The organism is Streptomyces sp. NPDC091280 (genome assembly GCF_044768565.1).
Lineage (GTDB): Bacteria > Actinomycetota > Actinomycetes > Streptomycetales > Streptomycetaceae > Streptomyces.
In genome coordinates this window covers 35,996-53,981 of record NZ_JBIVUZ010000021.1, presented here as the reverse complement: position 1 = coordinate 53,981, position 17,986 = coordinate 35,996, and the positions used below count along the sequence as shown (strand labels likewise).

Below are 17,986 nucleotides of genomic sequence, written 5' to 3'. Positions count from 1 at the left end.
CGCCCGCCCGGACCTGCGCACGCCCCGACACCAAAGTGATGCCGGGGCGTTCGTTTCGAGACCTTGTGGTGCAGGAAGCGTGTGCGTCCCGCGTCTCGGACAACAGGCCGTCAGTCCTCGGACGTCACCTTGGAGGTGGCCGTCTTCTTGGCCGTCGCCGTCTTCGCCGCCGTGGTCGTCTTCTTGGCGGCCGTCGTCGTCTTCGCGACGGCCTTCTTGGCCGTTGTGGTCTTCTTCGCGGGCGCCTTCTTGGCCGCCGTCTTCTTCGCCGGGGCCTTCTTCGCCGTCTTCTTGGCGGGCGCCTTGGCCCGCTTCTCGGCGAGCAGCTCGTAGCCGCGCTCCGGGGTGATCTCCTCGACGCTGTCGCCCGACCGGAGGGTCGCGTTGGTCTCGCCGTCGGTGACGTACGGTCCGAAGCGGCCGTCCTTGACGACGACGGGCTTCTCGCTGACCGGGTCGGTGCCCAGTTCCTTCAGCGGCGGCTTTGCGGCGGCCCGGCCGCGCTGCTTGGGCTGGGAGTAGATCTCCAGCGCCTCTTCGAGGGTGATCGTGAAGAGCTGGTCCTCGGTCTGCAACGAGCGCGAGTCCGTGCCCTTCTTCAGGTACGGCCCGTAGCGCCCGTTCTGCGCGGTGATCTCCACGCCCTCGGCGTCCGTGCCGACGACGCGGGGCAGCGACATCAGCTTGAGGGCGTCGGCGAGCGTCACCGTGTCCAGGGACATCGACTTGAACAGTGAGGCCGTCCGCGGCTTCACGGCGTTCTTGCCAGTCTTGGGGGTGCCCTCGGGGAGCACCTCGGTGACGTACGGGCCGTAGCGGCCGTCGCGGGCGATGATCTGGTGGCCCGACTCGGGGTCGGCGCCCAGCTCGAAGTCGCCGCTCGGCTTGGCGAGCAGTTCCTCGGCGTGCTCGACGCTCAGCTCGTCCGGTGCCAGGTCCTCGGGGACGTCGGCGCGCTGGTGGTTCTCGGAGTCCTTCTCGCCGCGCTCCACGTAGGGGCCGTAGCGGCCGACGCGCAGCATGATGTCGTTGCCGACCGGGAAGGACGACACCTCGCGGGCGTCGATCGCGCCCAGGTCGGTGACGAGTTCCTTGAGGCCGCCGAGGTGGTCACCGTCGCCGTTGCCCGCTTCGGCGGCGCCCGTGGCCTCGCCCTCGCCGAAGTAGAAGCGGCGCAGCCACGGCACGGCCTGGGCCTCGCCGCTGGCGATGCGGTCGAGGTCGTCCTCCATCTTGGCGGTGAAGTCGTAGTCGACGAGCCGCCCGAAGTGCTTCTCCAGGAGGTTGACCACGGCGAAGGACAGGAAGGACGGCACCAGGGCGGTGCCCTTCTTGAAGACGTAGCCGCGGTCGAGGATCGTGCCGATGATCGACGCGTACGTCGACGGGCGGCCGATCTCGCGCTCTTCGAGCTCCTTGACGAGGCTGGCCTCGGTGTAGCGGGCCGGGGGCTTGGTGGCGTGCCCGTCGACCGTGATCTCCTCGGCGGACAGCGCGTCGCCCTCGGCGACCTGGGGCAGCCGGCGCTCGCGGTCGTCCAGCTCGGCGTTCGGGTCGTCGGCGCCCTCGACGTAGGCCTTCAGGAAGCCGTGGAAGGTGATCGTCTTGCCGGAGGCGCTGAACTCGGCGTCCCGGCCGTCGGCGGAGGTGCCCGCGATCTTCACGGTGACGGAGTTGCCGACCGCGTCCTTCATCTGGGAGGCGACGGTCCGCTTCCAGATCAGCTCGTAGAGCTTGAACTGGTCGCCGGTCAGGCCGGTCTCGGCCGGGGTGCGGAAACGATCACCCGAGGGGCGGATCGCCTCGTGCGCCTCCTGGGCGTTCTTGACCTTCCCGGCGTACACGCGCGGTTGCGCCGGCAGGTAGTCGGCGCCGTACAGCTGCGTCACCTGGGCGCGGGCGGCGGTGACGGCCGTCTCGCTCAGGGTCGTGGAGTCCGTACGCATGTAGGTGATGTAGCCGTTCTCGTACAGCTTCTGCGCGACCTGCATGGTGGCCTTCGCGCCGAAGCCGAGCTTGCGGCTGGCCTCCTGCTGGAGCGTCGTCGTACGGAACGGGGCGTACGGCGAGCGTCGGTACGGCTTCGACTCGACGGAGCGGACGGCGAAGTCGGTGTGCTCCAGGGCGGCGGCCAGCGCGCGGGCGTTCGCCTCGTCCAGGTGGAGGGTGTTCTCGCTCTTGAGTTGTCCCAGGGAGTCGAAGTCGCGGCCCTGCGCGACCCGCCTGCCGTCGACGGCCTGGAGTCGGGCGACCAGCGACGACGGGTCCGACGCGTCCCCCGCGCGGCCGGTCGCGAAGGTGCCCGTCAGGTCCCAGTACTCAGCGGAACGGAAAGCGATGCGCTCGCGTTCCCGCTCGACCACGAGCCGGGTCGCGACGGACTGGACCCGGCCGGCCGACAGGCGCGGCATGACCTTCTTCCACAGGACCGGCGAGACCTCGTAGCCGTAGAGGCGGTCGAGGATGCGGCGGGTCTCCTGGGCGTCGACCATCAGCTGGTTGAGGTCGCGCGGGTTGGCCACGGCGGCGCGGATCGCGTCCTTGGTGATCTCGTGGAACACCATGCGCTTGACCGGGACCTTGGGCTTCAGGACCTCCAGGAGGTGCCACGCGATGGCCTCGCCCTCGCGGTCCTCATCGGTGGCCAGGAAGAGTTCGTCGGAGTCCTTGAGGAGATCTTTGAGCTTCTTGACCTGGGCCCGCTTGTCGGCGTTGACCACATAGATGGGCTGGAAGTCGTGTTCGACGTCCACACCGAGGCGGCGCACCTCGCCGGTGTACTTCTCGGGCACCTCGGCGGCGCCGTTGGGAAGGTCACGGATGTGCCCGACGCTCGCCTCGACGACATATCCGGGGCCGAGGTAGCCCTTGATCGTCTTCGCCTTGGCAGGGGACTCGACGATGACGAGTCGGCGGCCGCCGTGTGCGGTCTCGCTGGTCGGGGACAACTTCGCTCTTCTCTCCGGTCGACGCTGGGGCCTCCCCCGGGGCAAACGGCTCCGGGGAGGAGCAGGTACGTGTCCGCGTCCCTCGGCGCGTGCTCCCGCAGTGCCGGTGGGAGGTCCTCGTAGCGGAGCTACCAGGGCCTTCGACCGGTGCGGCGAGAGTGCTTGCCGGGCGGCGCGCGGACGTGCCTGCATCTCCCCGGGGTCGCTTGGTCCCGGGGTCGGGTCATGGTGACGCTGCGGAGTGTGACGGTACATCCCGCCCCCGTGTCAAACGGGAAAAGCCCGCAACGGCCACTCGAACGGTAACCCGACTACCGCCATTCCTGCCGCCCGGAGTCCCCACCGGGCTTTACGGGACGACCCGGAGGGTGATCCCCCGGTCACCCGCGCGCCGACCCGGCCACGGGGCTCAGACGTGCAGGAAGCACCAGGTTCCGACGAAGAGCGCGGCGAGCGCGACGACGCCCGCGAGGGTCGCCGATGCGACCGGGTTCACACCCTGGGCGACGGGTTCGCGGTGTCGCACCCTGACCGCGGTCCACAGCAGCAGCGCGCCTCCGAACAGGGCGAACACCAACCCCGCGAAGATCGCCGGCCCGCTCTCCATGCGTGTCCCCTCCCGACCCGGATACCCCGGTCCGGGAGGCTGGCAGCCGTGGGCGACCGGCAGGCCAACCCCCGGTGAACTCCCGGCGCACAGTCCTCAGGCGGCCGTGCCCGAGGACGATATCGCCCCGGTCGTCGTGGAGTGGTCCGTCCGGCCCACCGTGCACACGACCGAGTCGAATCCGGCCTTCCAGTTGTTCTCGTCGGACAGATACCCGTAGACGGAGCGGTCGGATCCGGGCGCCCAAGTCGACTCGAACTTGTTGCCGCACAGCTTGTTCCCCTGTTGCAGCGCGTCCGCGAACGCCATCGTCTTCGGAGCGGTCACGAAACCGATCACCTGGTCGGTGTGCTCGTCGGCGCAGTCGGCCAGGGTCGCGGTGAAGTAGGTCTTGTGGTCGACGTACAGCCAGCAGTCACCGACGCTCATCTCGGTGGTCCACACGTTCGAACCGGTGTCCCGGAAGCGCCCTATCTCGCCGCCGATCGGCACATGGCGGCCGAGCACGAGACACGCCGTACCGCCCCCGGCGGCCCCGAAGCCCGCCTGGGTCGGTGTGAGGGCGTAGACGTCCGCGTCGGCCAGGGAGTCGGCCGCGGCCTTCGCCTTGCCCGCGCACCGCTCGGCCCCGTGGTCGCGGGCGTCGGCGAAGTCGCTCGCCGTGTCGACCGCCATCACCTGACCGTCCGGGACGTCGTGCGCGCAGCTCACGACCCCGAGGTTGGGCCGCGACCGGAACGCCGGGCCGGTCCACACCGCGTGCACGCAATCGCCGGTCTGCAACGCCTTCTTGAGACCGACGTCGACGCCGTAGGGATACTCGGAGCCCGCCGCCGACGACACGGAGGACGACGCGGACGGGGACGCCTTCTTCGTCGCCGCCGAGTCCTTGGAGCCGGTCAGCGTGGTCACCGCCCACACCCCGCCGGCGACCACCAGCGCGACGGCCACCACCAGGGCGACAATCGCGGCGACCGGCTTCCGGCGCCTGCCCCCACCGGGCGGCCCGCCGGCGACTCCCGGGCCGCCGCCCGGATACGTCGGCCCCTGACCGCCCGAGTACGGCGGCGGGACCGCCCCGCCCTGGTAGGGCTCCTGCCGGGCGCCCGGGTAGGCCCCCTGGTAGGACATCGTGGGGCTGTTCGCATACGGATTCCACTGGCCGTACGCCCCACCCGAACCGCCCTGCCCCTGCGGGGCGTACGGCGACGCGGCGGCGCCCGGTGTGTTCGGCGTGCTGGGAGCGTTCGGTGTGTTGGGGGTCGGCGGAGCGCCGGGGGTGTGCGCGGGGCCCTGCGGTTGCGGGGACCCCAGGGGCTGCTGGGCTCCCGGGAACCGGGGGACGCCCGGGTTCTGCGGGACACCTGGGGTGCCCGGGGTGTTCGGGGTGCCCGGAGTGGGTCGGCCCGCGGGCGTGAACCCACCGAGGCCGGCTGCGGGTCGGTCACCGTACGGCGCGGGGCTCTGGTGCGTTGCCCCGGGGCCACTGCCTCCCGGCGTCCGGGGGCCGTAGGGACCGCCGCCCATGACGTATCCGGGCGGCCCGCCCGGGACTTGACCCGGATATCCCCCCTGGACCTGACCCTGAGGTCCGGCAGGGGCGTGCCCCTGAGATCCGGCGGGGACCTGGCCCGCAGGCCCGAAGTCGGCGTTGCCCGGAGCGCCGAAGTCACCGTTCCCCGGCGGCCGTTCAGGGGTGGCCCAACCCCCCGGCGCCGGTCCGAAGCCCTCCGGCGTCGGTGTGTGCCCCGGTACCGGACCGGCCGACAGCGCGACCCGCTCCAGGCCGTGCGCCGCCGTCTCGGGTGTCGACCTCAGCACCGGGTCCTTGACCAGCAACCCCTGTAGCACGGGCGCCAGTTCGCCCGCGCGGACCGCGGGCGTGGGCTCCTCACCGAGCAGGGCGGTGAGGGTCGCGTAGTCGCCGTGCCGGTCGAAGGGGCCGCGGCCCTCGACGGCCGTGTACAGCGTGGCGCCCAGGGAGAACAGGTCGGCGGCCGGGGTGGGCGGCTCGCCGCGGGCGCGCTCCGGGGCGAGGTATCCGGGCGTACCGAGGATGCCGGCGGTGGCGGTGAGGCGAGGCTCGCGGGACTCGGGCTGGAGGGCAATGCCGTAGTCGGTGAGCAGCACGCGCGCGTACGGATCGCCCGAAGCGTTCGGCGCCAGAAGGATGTTGGCCGGTTTCACGTCCCGGTGCAGGATGCCGATGCGGTGTCCGGCGGTGAGCGCGTCGAGGACGGCGAGGCCGATACGGGCGACCTGCGCGGGCGGCAGCGGCCCGGAGCGGCGGACGACCGCCTGGAGGTCGACGCCGTCGGGGACGTACTCCATGACGATCCAGGGCAGGCCCTCGTGGATCACCACGTCGTGCACCGTCGCCACGTGCGGGTGGCCGCGCAGCCGGGCCGCGTGCCGGGCCTCGCTGCGGGCCCGCGCGATGCGGTGCGCGGGCTCGCTCGCGTCCCTCGGGACGTCCGGCAGGGAGATCTCCTTGATGGCGACCTCGCAGGCCAACTCCTCGTCGTACGCGAGCCATACGCGGCCCATGCCGCCCGCGCCGAGCGTGCGCAGCAGCCGGTAGCGCCCGTTGACGACCCTGCCTTCACCCTGCTCCGGCGTATCCCCGGCCATCACGCCTCCCCCGAGACGGCGCGCCTCCCCCGAGGACGCGTGGAACCTGTCTCCGAAGGTAGCCTCGCACCCGCCACTGACAAGAGGGCTTTTCCGTACCAATCCCACCGATCCCGCCGGGCGGGACCACAGGCGGCTCAGTGGCGCGAGCGGGCCTCAGGCGTGACGGGCGCGGGACCCGACGCGAGGCCGCGCTCGGGCGCACACCCGCGCTCCGGCGCGAGCCCGCACCCCACGCGAGCCCGCACCCGGCGCGAGGCAGAGCGGTCGACGGAGCACGAGGCGGCGCACCCGCCAAACGCCGTCAGTCGGCGGGCTCCAGGAACCCCTGCTCCACCAGCAGCCGGATCTGCGCGGGCGTCCGGTCGCGGAGCAGGACCGGGTCCTCGCCCACGAGTTGGGCGATGGCGTCGAGGATGCGGCCCGCGCTCAGGCTGCCGTCGCACACGCCGGCGAAGCCCGCGCCGACCGTGTCGACCTTGGTCGCCCGGCGCATGCCTCGGTGCTGGCGCAGCACGACGTGCTCGGGGTCCTCGGCGCCGGGCAGCCCGACCTGTTCCTGGACGATCTCGGCGGCGAGCCTGAAGTGGGCGGCGAGCAGGGCCGCGTCGTCGTGGGCGCGCAGATGGTCGACGCGGTCGAAGTGCGCGCGCACGGTGTCGCCGAGCGGCTGCTCGACCGGGTGCGGCCACTCCTCGACGGTGATCGAGGGGGTGTCGGAATCCGTCCTGCGCAGCGTGATCCAGCCGAAGCCGACGCCCTTGACCTTGCGGGCCTCGAACTCGTCGAGCCACGCGTCGTAGAGCGCCTCGTAGGCGGCCGGGTCGCCCCGGTGGTCGCCGGCGTCCCTGAGCCACAGCTCGGCGTACTGCGTGACGTCCTGGACCTCGCGCTGCACGATCCACGCGTCGCAGCCGCGCGGCACCCACGACCTGAGCCGGTCCTGCCAGTCCTCCCCCTCCACGTGCTGCCAGTTGGCGAGGAACTGCGCGAATCCGCCCTCGCGCAGCCGGTCCCCCGCCTGCTGAACGAGCGACCGGCACAGATCGTCCCCGCCCATCCCGCCGTCGCGGTAGGTGAGCCGGGCACCCGGCGAGATCACGAAGGGCGGGTTCGAGACGATCAGGTCGTACGTCTCGTCGTCGCGGACCGGGTCGAAGAGGGATCCCTCGCGCAGGTCGGCCGCCGGGGCCCCGGAGAGCGCCAGGGTGAGCGCGGTGATGTGCAGGGCGCGCGGGTTGACGTCGGTGGCCGTCACGCGCGTGGCGTGCTGGGCCGCGTGCAGCGCCTGGATGCCGGATCCGGTGCCGAGGTCGAGCGCGGCGGCCACCGGCGTCCGTACGGTGATGCCCGCGAGGGTGGTGGACGCGCCGCCGACCCCGAGGACGACACCTTCGTCCCGGCTGCCGATGCCGCCCGCCCCGCCGACCGCGCATCCCAGGTCGGACACGATGAACCAGTCCTCGCCGCCGGGCCCGCCGTAGGGCCGTACGTCCACGGTCGCGGCGACCTCGTCGGCGCCCGCGGACGTCAGCCAGCCGCTCTCCAGGCATGCGGCGACGGGCAGGACGTCCGCCACGCGCGCGTGCGGCACGGGCTGCTGGAGGAGGAACAGGCGGACCAGGGTCTCCAGTGGGGTGTCGCCCCGGGTCGCCCTCAGGGCCGGCACCGTCTCGCTGCGGGCCAGTGCCGCGTAGGCGGGGGCGCCGAGCAGGTCGAGCAGTCCGTCCGCGGTGAAGGAGGCGCCGAGGAGGGCGTCCCGGAGCCGGGCGGCGACCTCCGGGCGGTCGGATGCGGGCAGCGGGGGCGGGGTGGAGTTACTCACGCCCCCCATTGTGGCCGCTCCGGCCGACACCGTGCCCGCGCGTGCGAACGCCCCGGCACGCACGCGTACCGGGGCATCTTTCAGCCACTGAAAGATCGCTGCCTACAGGAGGCGCGGTTCGCCGGACGAGATCAGGTGGTCCCGGTCGAGGCCGACGCGGACGCCGACTTGCAGGCCGCCTGCTTGGTCATCGCCTTGCCGACATCGCCCTCTTCGAGGGTCTTCAGGGCGTCGTTCCCGCTGCTGCTGAGCTTGTCCAGCGAGGTCGCGATGCCCTTGAGGCCGTCCGCGAACTTCGCCTGGTCCTTGACGTCGAGTCCGTCGACCTGCTTCTTCAGGGCGGCGTACGACGCGGAGATGCCGTTGAGCTCGGTGACCGCGTCCTGCTGCTTCTTCGCGCCGTTGTCGACGTCGGGCGCCCCGGCGCTGTTCACGGCGGCCCCGATCGCCTTGTAGGCGTCGGACATGTCCTGGAAGGCCTGCGAGTCGGTCTGCCGGACCTGCTCGGGGGTGCTGTTGTCCGAGGTCTCCTTCTGGATCGCCGTGTTGGCGGCCTCGATCTTCTTCGCCTGCGGCTGCACCCCGAGGCAGACCTGCTTGGCCCAGGCGTCCAGCTTGGCGCTGCTGTCGTCGCCGCCGCCACCGCATCCCGACAGCGCCAGTACCAGTACCGCACCGCCGGACAGTGCGACCGCGAGCTTCTTGTTCACCGGTTTGGTCCCTTCCATGGCTCTCGGCCCCGGAACATACACGCCGCACAGGCCGCATCCCCGGGCCGGATGACCGACAGAAGAGCTTTTGGGGCCATTTGCACCAAGCGAGAGAAGGCTCACGGCGAGGGACTGAACACACCCAGAACGGGCGGGCGGCGCCCACAACTCGCGCCACCCGCCCGCCTGTTGGCCGGGACCTCGCAAGGCCCCCCGAACCGGGCCCGTAGGACCGTCTACGAAACCACCGCGGGGTCCGCCTTCTTGGCCACCCGCCCGGCGTCGTCCTCGTCGCCCACGGCGATTCCGCGCCGCTTGGAGATGTACACCGAGGCGGCGATCACCAGGAACGCGAGCACCGCGATCGTGATGCGCGCCCCGATGTTCTTGTCGTCGCCGTAGCTGAACTTGATGACCGCGGGCGCGATGAGCAGCGCGACGAGGTTCATCACCTTCAGCAGCGGGTTGATGGCCGGTCCCGCGGTGTCCTTGAACGGGTCGCCGACCGTGTCGCCGATCACCGTGGCGGCATGGGCCTCGCTGCCCTTACCGCCGTGGTTGCCGTCCTCGACGAGTTTCTTCGCGTTGTCCCAGGCGCCGCCCGAGTTCGCGAGGAAGACCGCCATCAGCGTGCCGGTGCCGATCGCGCCGGCGAGGAACGAGCCGAGCGCGCCGACGCCGAGCGTGAACCCGACGGCGATCGGGGTGAGCACGGCGAGCAGGCCGGGCGTGGCGAGTTCGCGCAGCGCGTCCTTGGTGCAGATGTCGACGACGCGGCCGTACTCCGGTGTCTCGCTGTAGTCCATGATCCCGGGGTGCTCGCGGAACTGCCGCCGCACCTCGTAGACCACCGAACCGGCGGACCGCGAGACCGCGTTGATCGCGAGCCCCGAGAAGAGGAAGACGACCGCGGCGCCGACGACGAGGCCCACCAGGTTGTTGGGCTGGGAGATGTCCATCATCAGGTTCAGTGGCGCGCCCGCCCCGGAGACCTTCTCGCCGACGTCGCTCGCGGCGGTGACGATCGCGTCCCGGTACGACCCGAAGAGCGCCGACGCGGCCAGGACGGCGGTGGCGATGGCGATGCCCTTCGTGATGGCCTTGGTGGTGTTGCCGACCGCGTCCAGGTTGGTGAGCACCTGCGCGCCCGCGCCCTCGACGTCGCCGGACATCTCGGCGATGCCCTGCGCGTTGTCGGAGACCGGCCCGAAGGTGTCCATGGCGACGATCACACCGACCGTGGTGAGCAGCCCGGTGCCGGCCAGCGCCACCGCGAACAGCGCCAGCATGATCGAGGCGCCGCCCAGCAGGAACGCGCCGTAGACCGCAAGACCGATCAACAACGCGGTGTAGACGGCCGATTCGAGGCCCAGCGAGATGCCCGCGAGGATGACGGTGGCCGGGCCGGTGAGCGAGGTCTTGCCGATGTCCTTCACGGGACGGCGGTTCGTCTCCGTGAAGTAGCCGGTCAGCTGCTGGATCAGTGCGGCGAGCACGATGCCGATGGCCACGGCGACGAGCGCGAGGATCCGCGGATCGCCGTCCTTGACCTTGATCGCCGCGTCGGTGACGCCGTCGAGGTCGGCGTACGACGACGGCAGGTAGACGAAGACCGCGACCGCCACCAGCACGAGCGAGATCACCGCGGAGATGAAGAAGCCCCGGTTGATCGCGGACATGCCGCTGCGGTCGGCCCGGCGTGGCGCCACCGCGAAGATGCCGATCATGGCGGTGATCACACCGATCGCCGGCACGAGCAGCGGGAAGGCCAGTCCGGAGTCGCCGAAGGCCGCCTTGCCGAGGATCAGCGCGGCGACCAGCGTCACGGCGTACGACTCGAAGAGGTCGGCCGCCATGCCCGCGCAGTCGCCGACGTTGTCGCCCACGTTGTCGGCGATGGTCGCGGCGTTGCGCGGGTCGTCCTCCGGGATGCCCTGCTCGACCTTGCCGACCAGGTCGGCGCCGACGTCGGCGGCCTTGGTGAAGATGCCGCCGCCGACCCTCATGAACATGGCGATGAGGGCGGCGCCGAGGCCGAATCCCTCCAGCACCTTCGGCGCGTCGGCCGCGTACACCAGCACCACGCAGGAGGCGCCGAGCAGACCGAGCCCCACCGTGAACATGCCGACGACGCCGCCCGTGCGGAAAGCGATCTTCATGGCTTTGTGCGAGACGGCGGTGAGATCCTTTTCGGGCTCACCTTCCGCCGGGGTCGCTTCCCGGGCCGCCGCGGCGACACGGACATTACTGCGTACGGCGAGCCACATGCCGATATAGCCGGTGGTCGCCGAGAACACCGCACCGATCAGGAAGAAGATCGATCGTCCGGCGCGCTGATTCCAGTCGTCCGCGGGCAGCAGCAGAAGCAGGAAGAAAACGATCACGGCGAATACGCCGACCGTGCGCAACTGCCGTCCCAGATAGGCGTTCGCGCCCTCCTGGACCGCTGCCGCGATCTTCTTCATGCTGTCCGTGCCCTCGCCCGCCGCGAGCACCTGGCGGACCAGGATGCCCGCGACCACGAGTGCCGCCAGTGCCACGAGGCCGATCACCATCACGAGGATGCGGTTGTCGTGGGTCAGGACTGCGGCTGCGAAGGTTGTGGGGTGGTCAAACTGCTGAGGGGTAGAAAGCCCCGCCATTCGTCCTCCTTGACGCCTGTGCTGAGCTCAAGATGTGGACGGATTGTAGGTACCGGAACCTGATCAAAACAGTGCGCGGCAAACGGAATTGGCCTTCGCATAGTAATGCCTTAAAAGCATTGGTGCTTGATCAAATTATCGGGTGTCGCGCGGGGCATTGATCGTGAATTGATTCACGAATTCCAGGATACCGGGGAAGCCCTGTCTCCGCATGCCCACGGAACTCTCCCGGAAATGCCGAAGGGCCCTGCTCAGCAGGGCCCTTCGGCTGTGGTGTGCGGCGGTTTCAGGAAAGCTGCGTGGCCGGCGGAGTCGTCGGCCAGGTCATACGGATCGATCCGCCGTGCTCTCCGGCGGTGACCTCGACGTCGTCGACGAGCCCGCTGATGACGGCGAGACCCATCTCGTCCTCCTCGGCCTCCGCGTCCGGATCCCCGCCCGACGTCCCGGGCGCCTTGTCGCCGGGAGCCGAACGTGGTGCCTCGTCGCCGACCTCGATGGAGAACTGCTTCTCCTCCTCGATCAGCAGCACCTTCACCGGGGCGGTGATCCCACTGCTCTGGTGCAGCCCGACGGCGCGGGTGCAGGCCTCACCCACGGCGAGTCTCACCTCGTCGAGTACCGCCTCGTCCACTCCGGCCCTGCGCGCCACCGCTGCCGCCACCAGTCGGGCGGTCCTGACGTGCTCGGGCAGCGCGCTGAAGCGGAGTTCAACGGTGGCCATGCATCCCCCTCGGGACTACGGGCGTGCTGTCGGAGGGCCGGGCTGCCGAAAGCCCGGTCCACCGGTCGTCTATACGGCCGATCGGGGAGCGGTCGTTCACCGCTCCCTGAACGGTCGGTCAGTCGGTGGCCGCCACCGCTTCCTCGACCGAGGTGTGAATCGGGAACACCTTGGTGAGGCCGGTGATACGGAAGATCTTCAGAATGCGCTCCTGGTTGCAGACCAGGCGCAGCGAGCCCTCGTGGGCACGCACCCGCTTCAGGCCGCCGACCAGCACACCGAGCCCGGTGGAGTCGAGAAAGTCGACGCCCTCCATGTCGACGACGAGGTGGAAACTCCCGTCGTTCACCAGCTCGACCAGCTGTTCGCGCAACTTGGGCGCGGTATATACGTCGATTTCGCCACCGACCTCGACGACCGTACGATCGCCGACGGTACGGGTCGACAGGGACAGGTCCACGGATCCTCCAGCACCTTGCTATCGAGCGGTCATCCCATGGGACACCTCGGCAGAGCCCCCAGGACGGTTCGCCAGCCGCGATGGCATTCAATCACTTACCGCAGGGCGTGCACGACGCCTTGGCTCCATTGTCCGTCACGCCAGTGACACACTCGGTGCCGATGGCCAAGAATCAGCGATCCGATCGACCCTCGGCGAACCCCGTGTCCGGGCTCTCGCCGGGCACGGTTCTGGACCGGCTCGCATCCGGACCGAGCCGGGCTTCGCGCATCACTCATACGGAGCACTTGCCCCCACGTGAGGGCCGCCATGCCGTCTGGCCTGACCGGATTCGCGCGGAGGTGATCGCCACCGTCCAGGAAGCCGGTATCGAACACCCCTGGGCCCACCAGGCACAGGCCGCCGAGCACGCCCTCGACGGCGAGTCAGTGATCGTCGCCACAGGCACCGCCTCGGGCAAGTCGCTGGCTTATCTGGTACCCGTCCTCTCCGCGCTCCTGGACGGCTCCGAGGCCCCGAACGGCCGCGGCACCACCGCCCTCTACCTGGCCCCCACGAAAGCCCTGGCCGCCGACCAGCTGCGCTCCGTGAAGGAACTTTCACAACCTCTGGGCAATGCCGTTCGCCCGGCCGTGTACGACGGCGACACTCCGTTCGAGGAACGCGAGTGGGTCCGCCAGTACGCCAACTACGTCCTGACCAACCCCGACATGCTCCACCGGGGCATATTGCCCTCGCACCCGCGCTGGTCCTCCTTCCTGAAGTCCCTGAAGTACGTCGTCATCGACGAGTGCCACACCTACCGGGGCGTCTTCGGCTCCCACGTCGCCCAGGTACTGCGCCGACTGCGCCGCCTCTGCGCCCGCTACGGCTCCTCCCCCGTCTTCCTGCTGGCCTCCGCGACGGCCGCCGAGCCCTCGGTCGCCGGACGCCGCCTCACCGGCCTCCCGGTGGTCGAGGTCGCCGACGACGCCTCCCCGCGCGGTGAGCTGGTGTTCGCCCTCTGGGAGCCCCCGCTCACCGAGCTGCACGGCGAGAAGGGCGCCCCGGTCCGCCGCACGGCCACCGCCGAGACCGCCGACCTGCTGACCGACCTCGCCGTCCAGGGAGTGCGCTCAGTGGCCTTCGTACGGTCCCGGCGGGGCGCCGAGCTGATCGCCCTGATCGCCCAGGAACGCCTCGCCGAGGTAGACCGCTCCCTGGCCCGCCGGGTCGCCGCCTATCGCGGCGGCTACCTCCCCGAGGAACGCCGCGCCCTCGAACGCGCCCTGCACTCCGGCGAGTTGCTCGGCCTCGCCGCCACCACCGCCCTCGAACTCGGCATCGACGTCTCCGGGCTGGACGCCGTCCTGATCGCCGGCTACCCCGGCACCCGCGCCTCCCTGTGGCAGCAGGCCGGCCGCGCCGGACGCTCCGGCCGGGGCGCCCTGGCCGTCCTGGTGGCCCGCGACGACCCCCTGGACACCTTCCTCGTCCACCACCCGGAGGCCCTGTTCGACCAGCCGGTGGAGTCCACGGTCCTGGACCCCGACAACCCGTACGTCCTCGCCCCCCACCTGTGCGCGGCGGCGGCCGAACTCCCGCTCACCGACGACGACCTGGACCTCTTCGGCCCGGCCACGGCGGACCTGCTCCCGCAGCTTGAGGCCGCGAAGCTGCTCCGCCGCCGGGCGAAGGCCTGGCACTGGACGCGCCGCGAACGCGCCGCCGACCTCACCGACATCCGCGGCGGCGGCGGAAGCCCGGTCCAGATCGTCGAGCACGGCACCGGCCGCCTGCTGGGCACGGTCGACGAGGCCGCCGCCCACACGACCGTCCACGAGGGCGCGGTCCACCTCCACCAGGGCCGCACGTACCTGGTGCGCTCCCTGGACCTGGACGACTCGGTGGCCCTGGTGGAGGAGGCGAACCCGCCCTACTCGACGGTCGCCCGCGACACGACGACGATCTCCGTCCTGGAGACGGACGTCGAACTCCCTTGGGGCCAAGGCAGGTTGTGCTACGGCTCGGTCGAAGTCACCAACCAGGTCGTCTCCTTCCTCCGCAGACGTGTCATCACCGGTGAAGTCCTCGGCGAGTCGAAACTCGACCTCCCTCCTCGTACGCTCCGCACCCGCGCGGTGTGGTGGACGGTCACCGAGGACCAGCTCGACGCCGCCCGCGTCAACCCCGAGATCCTCGGCGGCGCCCTGCACGCCGCCGAACACGCCTCGATCGGCATGCTCCCCCTCTTCGCCACCTGCGACCGCTGGGACATCGGCGGCGTCTCGATCCCCCTGCACCCCGACACGCTGCTCCCCACGGTCTTCGTCTACGACGGCCACCCCGGCGGCGCGGGCTTCGCCGAGCGCGCCTTCCACACCGCCCGCGCCTGGCTCACCGCCACCCGCCAGGCCATCGCCTCCTGCGAGTGCGAGGCCGGCTGCCCGTCCTGCATCCAGTCCCCCAAGTGCGGCAACGGCAACGATCCGCTGCACAAGCGGGGGGCGGTACGGCTGCTCACGGAGCTGCTGCGGGAGGCGCCGACACCGGCACCGGCCCCGCAGGAGGCAGAGCGGGGGCCGTCGTCGGTACCGGCCCCGCAGGTCCCGCCCGTGCCCTGACCTCCGCCGCGAACGGTCCCAGGCCGGCCGTCGCCGTCACGTCCGACGTCTCTCCCACGACCGCGCACCGCACCAGCCGGGTCCCCTGCGCCAGCGCCACCCGCTCCGCCCGGGCGCAGGCCCCCGTACCGCCCTCCGCCCAGTGGTCGGCCGCCGCTAGGGCCGCGAGATCCGCACCGCCGGCCGCGCGATGCCGGGCCACGACGGCCTGCCCCAGGGCGAGCACGACCCCGAACACGACGCACATCACGGCCATCGCGCCCAGGCTCCACACGGTGGCGGACCCACGGTCCCCGTCCCGGCCCAAGTGGCCGAATCTCGTGCGTCCCAGTGCGGGCACACGACGCCTCATGGCCCCGCCCTCCCGTCCCCCACCGTCTCCTCCGCCACCGCCACCGTCTCCTCCGCCACCGCCACGGCCTCCTCCCGCACCTCGAACGGCAGCCCGCCGAGCATCGGTGGCTTCGCGACCACGACCACATGGACCTGGTCGCCGTCCCGGGAGACGGTGATCCGCGCGTCGCGCGGTGCCGTGTCCCGTGTGACCTGGACGACCGCGTCGGCGGGATCCTGCCGGGCCGCCGCGCGGGCGCCGGAGCGTGCCGCGTCCACGCACCGGATCTGCGCGGCCACCACCAGCAGCCCCCACACCAGCGCCATCGCGAACATCACCAGCACGGGCAGGACCACGGCCGCCTCGGCCGTCACGAACCCCCGGTCCCCGCCCCGGCGTTCACACCTTGGCATCGAGAGCCCGCTTCACGATGTCCTGGAGCTCCGTACTGACCGCTCCGCTGGTCACCACCTTGTAGAGCACCACGGCGAACGCAACCGCCGCGACAAGCCCCATCGCGTATTCAGCCGTTGCCATACCGGCGTCGCCCCGGTGCGCCCGTACCCGTACCCGCACCGCTCGGACCGCCCGTACCGCCGCTTCCCGTACTCCCCGCACTGCCTTGTACATCTCAACCCCCGTGAGGTTCCTGTTGGTTCAGTCGCTTGATCGCTTCATCGCGCGGTCGACCGCTTCATTGCTCGCTCGATCGCTTCATTGCCCGGTCGCTCGGTCGTCGGCTCAGCCACCACCTCCCCGCGTCGCCCCGCCAGCGAGCCCGATCACCACGGGCAGCACTCCGACCGCGATGAACGCGGGCAGGAAGCACAGCCCGACCGGCGCGGTGATCAGGACGGCCGCTCTCCGGGCCCGTGCCGTCGCGGTGCGGGTCCAGTCCGCGCGGGCCTCCGCCGCGAGCCGTGCGACCGGTCCGGCGGCGGGGAGCCCCGACTCATCCGCCCGTTCGAGCAGGCGGGCCAACGGGCCGACCCCCGGGAGCGCGGCCAACCTCCGCCAGGCGTCGGACGGTTCACCGCCGAGCCGGACCTCCGCCGCCGCGCGCGCCAGCCGTTCCCCCAAGGGTCCCGCCAGTGCCTCGCCCACGGCCTGGGCGGCGATCACCGGCGAGGCCCCGGCGGCGATGCAGGCGGCCAGCAGATCGGCGGCGAGGGGGAGTTGGCGTGCGGCACCGGCCGCGTCGCGCTGATCGACGGCGCCACCGGCCAGTTGCCTACGGCGCCACCACCACAGCCCGCACGCGACAGCCACGCCCACCACGACTCCGGCGCCCCCACCGACCAACACCCACCCGGCACCCACGACACCCACCACGGGCAACCACCGCCGCGCGAGATCCCGGACCTCGAACCGCCGCCCGGCGAGCGGCACTTCCCGAAACCCCTGAAGGCCCTGGCCCTCCCGGCCAGCCCAGCTCTCCCGGCCGTCCCAGCCCTCCCGGGCGTCCCGAAGCAACAAGCCGGCCAGTCGCCGCCGAGCCCTCCGCTCCCGCCGCAGCCCGTCCAGCCGCCGCACCAGCCACGCCACGACCAGCGCAGCCCCCAGGACGACCCCCAGCCTGTGGACAACTTCCACGCTCACTCCGCCTCCACCTCCACCCCGCCCACGATCCGCAACGCCCACCACATCCCCAGTCCCTCCAGCAACCCCCCGACCACCAGGCACCCCACCCCCGCCGCGCTGTGCAGCAGCACCCGCAACGGATCGGCGCCCATCGCCGCGCCGAGCAGCAGCCCGAGCACCGGCAGTCCGGCGAGCATCGCGGCGGTGGCTCGCGCCCCGGCCAACTGGGCTCGGAGGTCGGCCCGTTGGTCCCGGTCCGCGCGCAACGCCGCTTCGAGCCGGTCGAGTCCCGCCGCGAGCCCCGCTCCTTGGTCCACGGCGACCCGCCAGCACGCGGCGAGCCCCAAGAGACCGTCCGCGCCCGGCTGTCGGGCCGCCGAGGCGAGCGCGCCCGGTACGTCGCCGCCGAACCGCGCCGCCGCCAGCACCGCGGCCTGCGCCTGCCCGAGCCCGCCGCTGTCGAGCGCGGCCCGCAGCAGCGCCTCCCCCGGCTGCCGCCCCGCTCGCACCTCGCCGGCCAGCGCGGAGCACAGCGCGATCACCGCGTCCCCGCGCGACTCCCGCGCCCGCCGGTCCTCGCCGGCCAGCCGCAGCCGCCGTAGCAACGGCACTCCGACCGCCCCCGCGACGGCCGGGACCACTGAAGCGCCCAGTACCGCCACCGCCAGTCCGAGGCCCAGTGACCACCACTCGGCCCGCAACCGGCCCCGGATCCGGCGCAGTTCGTCGGCGGCCCGCTCCCACGAGGGCGGGTCCGCGCCCACCGCCCCGCCGCCCGCGAACAGCAACCGCGCCCGCCGCGCCCCGGACTGCCGCCCGCTCGCCAGCCAGACCAGAGCTCCGGCACACACCGCGGCCAGCCCGACCGGAATCCCACCCGTTCCCACACCCATCACCGCTCCCCTTCGCATCCGACCACCG

The 17,986-nt window shown here is 71.8% G+C and carries 14 protein-coding genes; 1 reads left to right on the top strand and 13 read right to left on the bottom strand.

Annotated features, from left to right (window positions below; all coding sequences use genetic code 11):
- Window positions 1–110: 110 nt before the first annotated feature.
- From topA to bldG, 8 genes are all read right to left on the bottom strand, one after another.
- Window positions 111–2,948 (bottom strand): type I DNA topoisomerase, encoded by a 2,838-nt coding sequence (gene topA, locus ACIQPR_RS44325; RefSeq protein ID WP_403661770.1) that lies wholly within the window; start codon window positions 2,946–2,948, stop codon window positions 111–113.
- Between the two features lie 409 nt (window positions 2,949–3,357).
- Window positions 3,358–3,555: a hypothetical protein gene (locus tag ACIQPR_RS44320; protein WP_403661767.1), complete on the bottom strand. Its 198-nt coding sequence runs from the start codon at window positions 3,553–3,555 to the stop codon at window positions 3,358–3,360.
- Window positions 3,556–3,651: 96 nt separating this feature from the next.
- Window positions 3,652–6,186 (bottom strand): protein kinase, encoded by a 2,535-nt coding sequence (locus ACIQPR_RS44315; RefSeq protein ID WP_403661764.1) that lies wholly within the window; start codon window positions 6,184–6,186, stop codon window positions 3,652–3,654.
- A gap of 304 nt (window positions 6,187–6,490) precedes the next feature.
- Window positions 6,491–8,011, bottom strand: coding sequence for a methyltransferase (locus ACIQPR_RS44310; protein ID WP_403661761.1), 1,521 nt, complete (start codon window positions 8,009–8,011; stop codon window positions 6,491–6,493).
- A 131-nt stretch (window positions 8,012–8,142) separates the two neighbouring features.
- A complete protein-coding gene (locus ACIQPR_RS44305) occupies window positions 8,143–8,739 on the bottom strand; it encodes a small secreted protein (protein WP_403661758.1) in 597 nt (198 codons plus the stop codon).
- Between the two features lie 218 nt (window positions 8,740–8,957).
- A complete protein-coding gene (locus ACIQPR_RS44300) occupies window positions 8,958–11,363 on the bottom strand; it encodes a sodium-translocating pyrophosphatase (RefSeq protein WP_403661755.1) in 2,406 nt (801 codons plus the stop codon).
- A gap of 286 nt (window positions 11,364–11,649) precedes the next feature.
- A complete protein-coding gene (locus ACIQPR_RS44295) occupies window positions 11,650–12,087 on the bottom strand; it encodes an ATP-binding protein (protein WP_403661752.1) in 438 nt (145 codons plus the stop codon).
- A 118-nt stretch (window positions 12,088–12,205) separates the two neighbouring features.
- Window positions 12,206–12,547, bottom strand: coding sequence for an anti-sigma factor antagonist BldG (bldG, locus tag ACIQPR_RS44290; RefSeq protein ID WP_003975386.1), 342 nt, complete (start codon window positions 12,545–12,547; stop codon window positions 12,206–12,208).
- Window positions 12,548–12,627: 80 nt separating this feature from the next.
- On the opposite strand from bldG, the gene ACIQPR_RS44285 reads away from it, so the two are divergent.
- A complete protein-coding gene (locus ACIQPR_RS44285; protein WP_403661749.1) occupies window positions 12,628–15,150 on the top strand; it encodes a DEAD/DEAH box helicase in 2,523 nt (840 codons plus the stop codon).
- On the opposite strand, the gene ACIQPR_RS44280 is transcribed toward ACIQPR_RS44285, so the two are convergent.
- From ACIQPR_RS44280 to ACIQPR_RS44260, 5 genes are all read right to left on the bottom strand, one after another.
- Window positions 15,047–15,397, bottom strand: a complete 351-nt coding sequence (locus ACIQPR_RS44280) for an Rv3654c family TadE-like protein (RefSeq protein WP_403662033.1) — start codon at window positions 15,395–15,397, stop codon at window positions 15,047–15,049. The two genes, ACIQPR_RS44285 and ACIQPR_RS44280, sit on opposite strands and share 104 nt — an antisense overlap.
- A 101-nt stretch (window positions 15,398–15,498) precedes the next feature.
- On the bottom strand, window positions 15,499–15,897 hold the full coding sequence (locus ACIQPR_RS44275) for a TadE family type IV pilus minor pilin (protein WP_403661746.1): 399 nt from the start codon (window positions 15,895–15,897) through the stop codon (window positions 15,499–15,501).
- The gene (locus ACIQPR_RS44270; RefSeq protein ID WP_403661743.1) at window positions 15,884–16,114 is read right to left on the bottom strand and encodes a DUF4244 domain-containing protein; all 231 of its coding nucleotides are present in this window, start codon (window positions 16,112–16,114) and stop codon (window positions 15,884–15,886) included. The genes ACIQPR_RS44275 and ACIQPR_RS44270 overlap by 14 nt, the downstream gene beginning before the upstream one ends.
- Window positions 16,115–16,225: 111 nt before the next feature.
- On the bottom strand, window positions 16,226–17,083 hold the full coding sequence (locus ACIQPR_RS44265; RefSeq protein ID WP_403661740.1) for a type II secretion system F family protein: 858 nt from the start codon (window positions 17,081–17,083) through the stop codon (window positions 16,226–16,228).
- Entirely contained in the window at window positions 17,080–17,958 is an 879-nt protein-coding gene (locus ACIQPR_RS44260; RefSeq protein ID WP_403661737.1) for a type II secretion system F family protein, read from the bottom strand. The genes ACIQPR_RS44265 and ACIQPR_RS44260 overlap by 4 nt, the downstream gene beginning before the upstream one ends.
- Window positions 17,959–17,986: the final 28 nt, after the last annotated feature.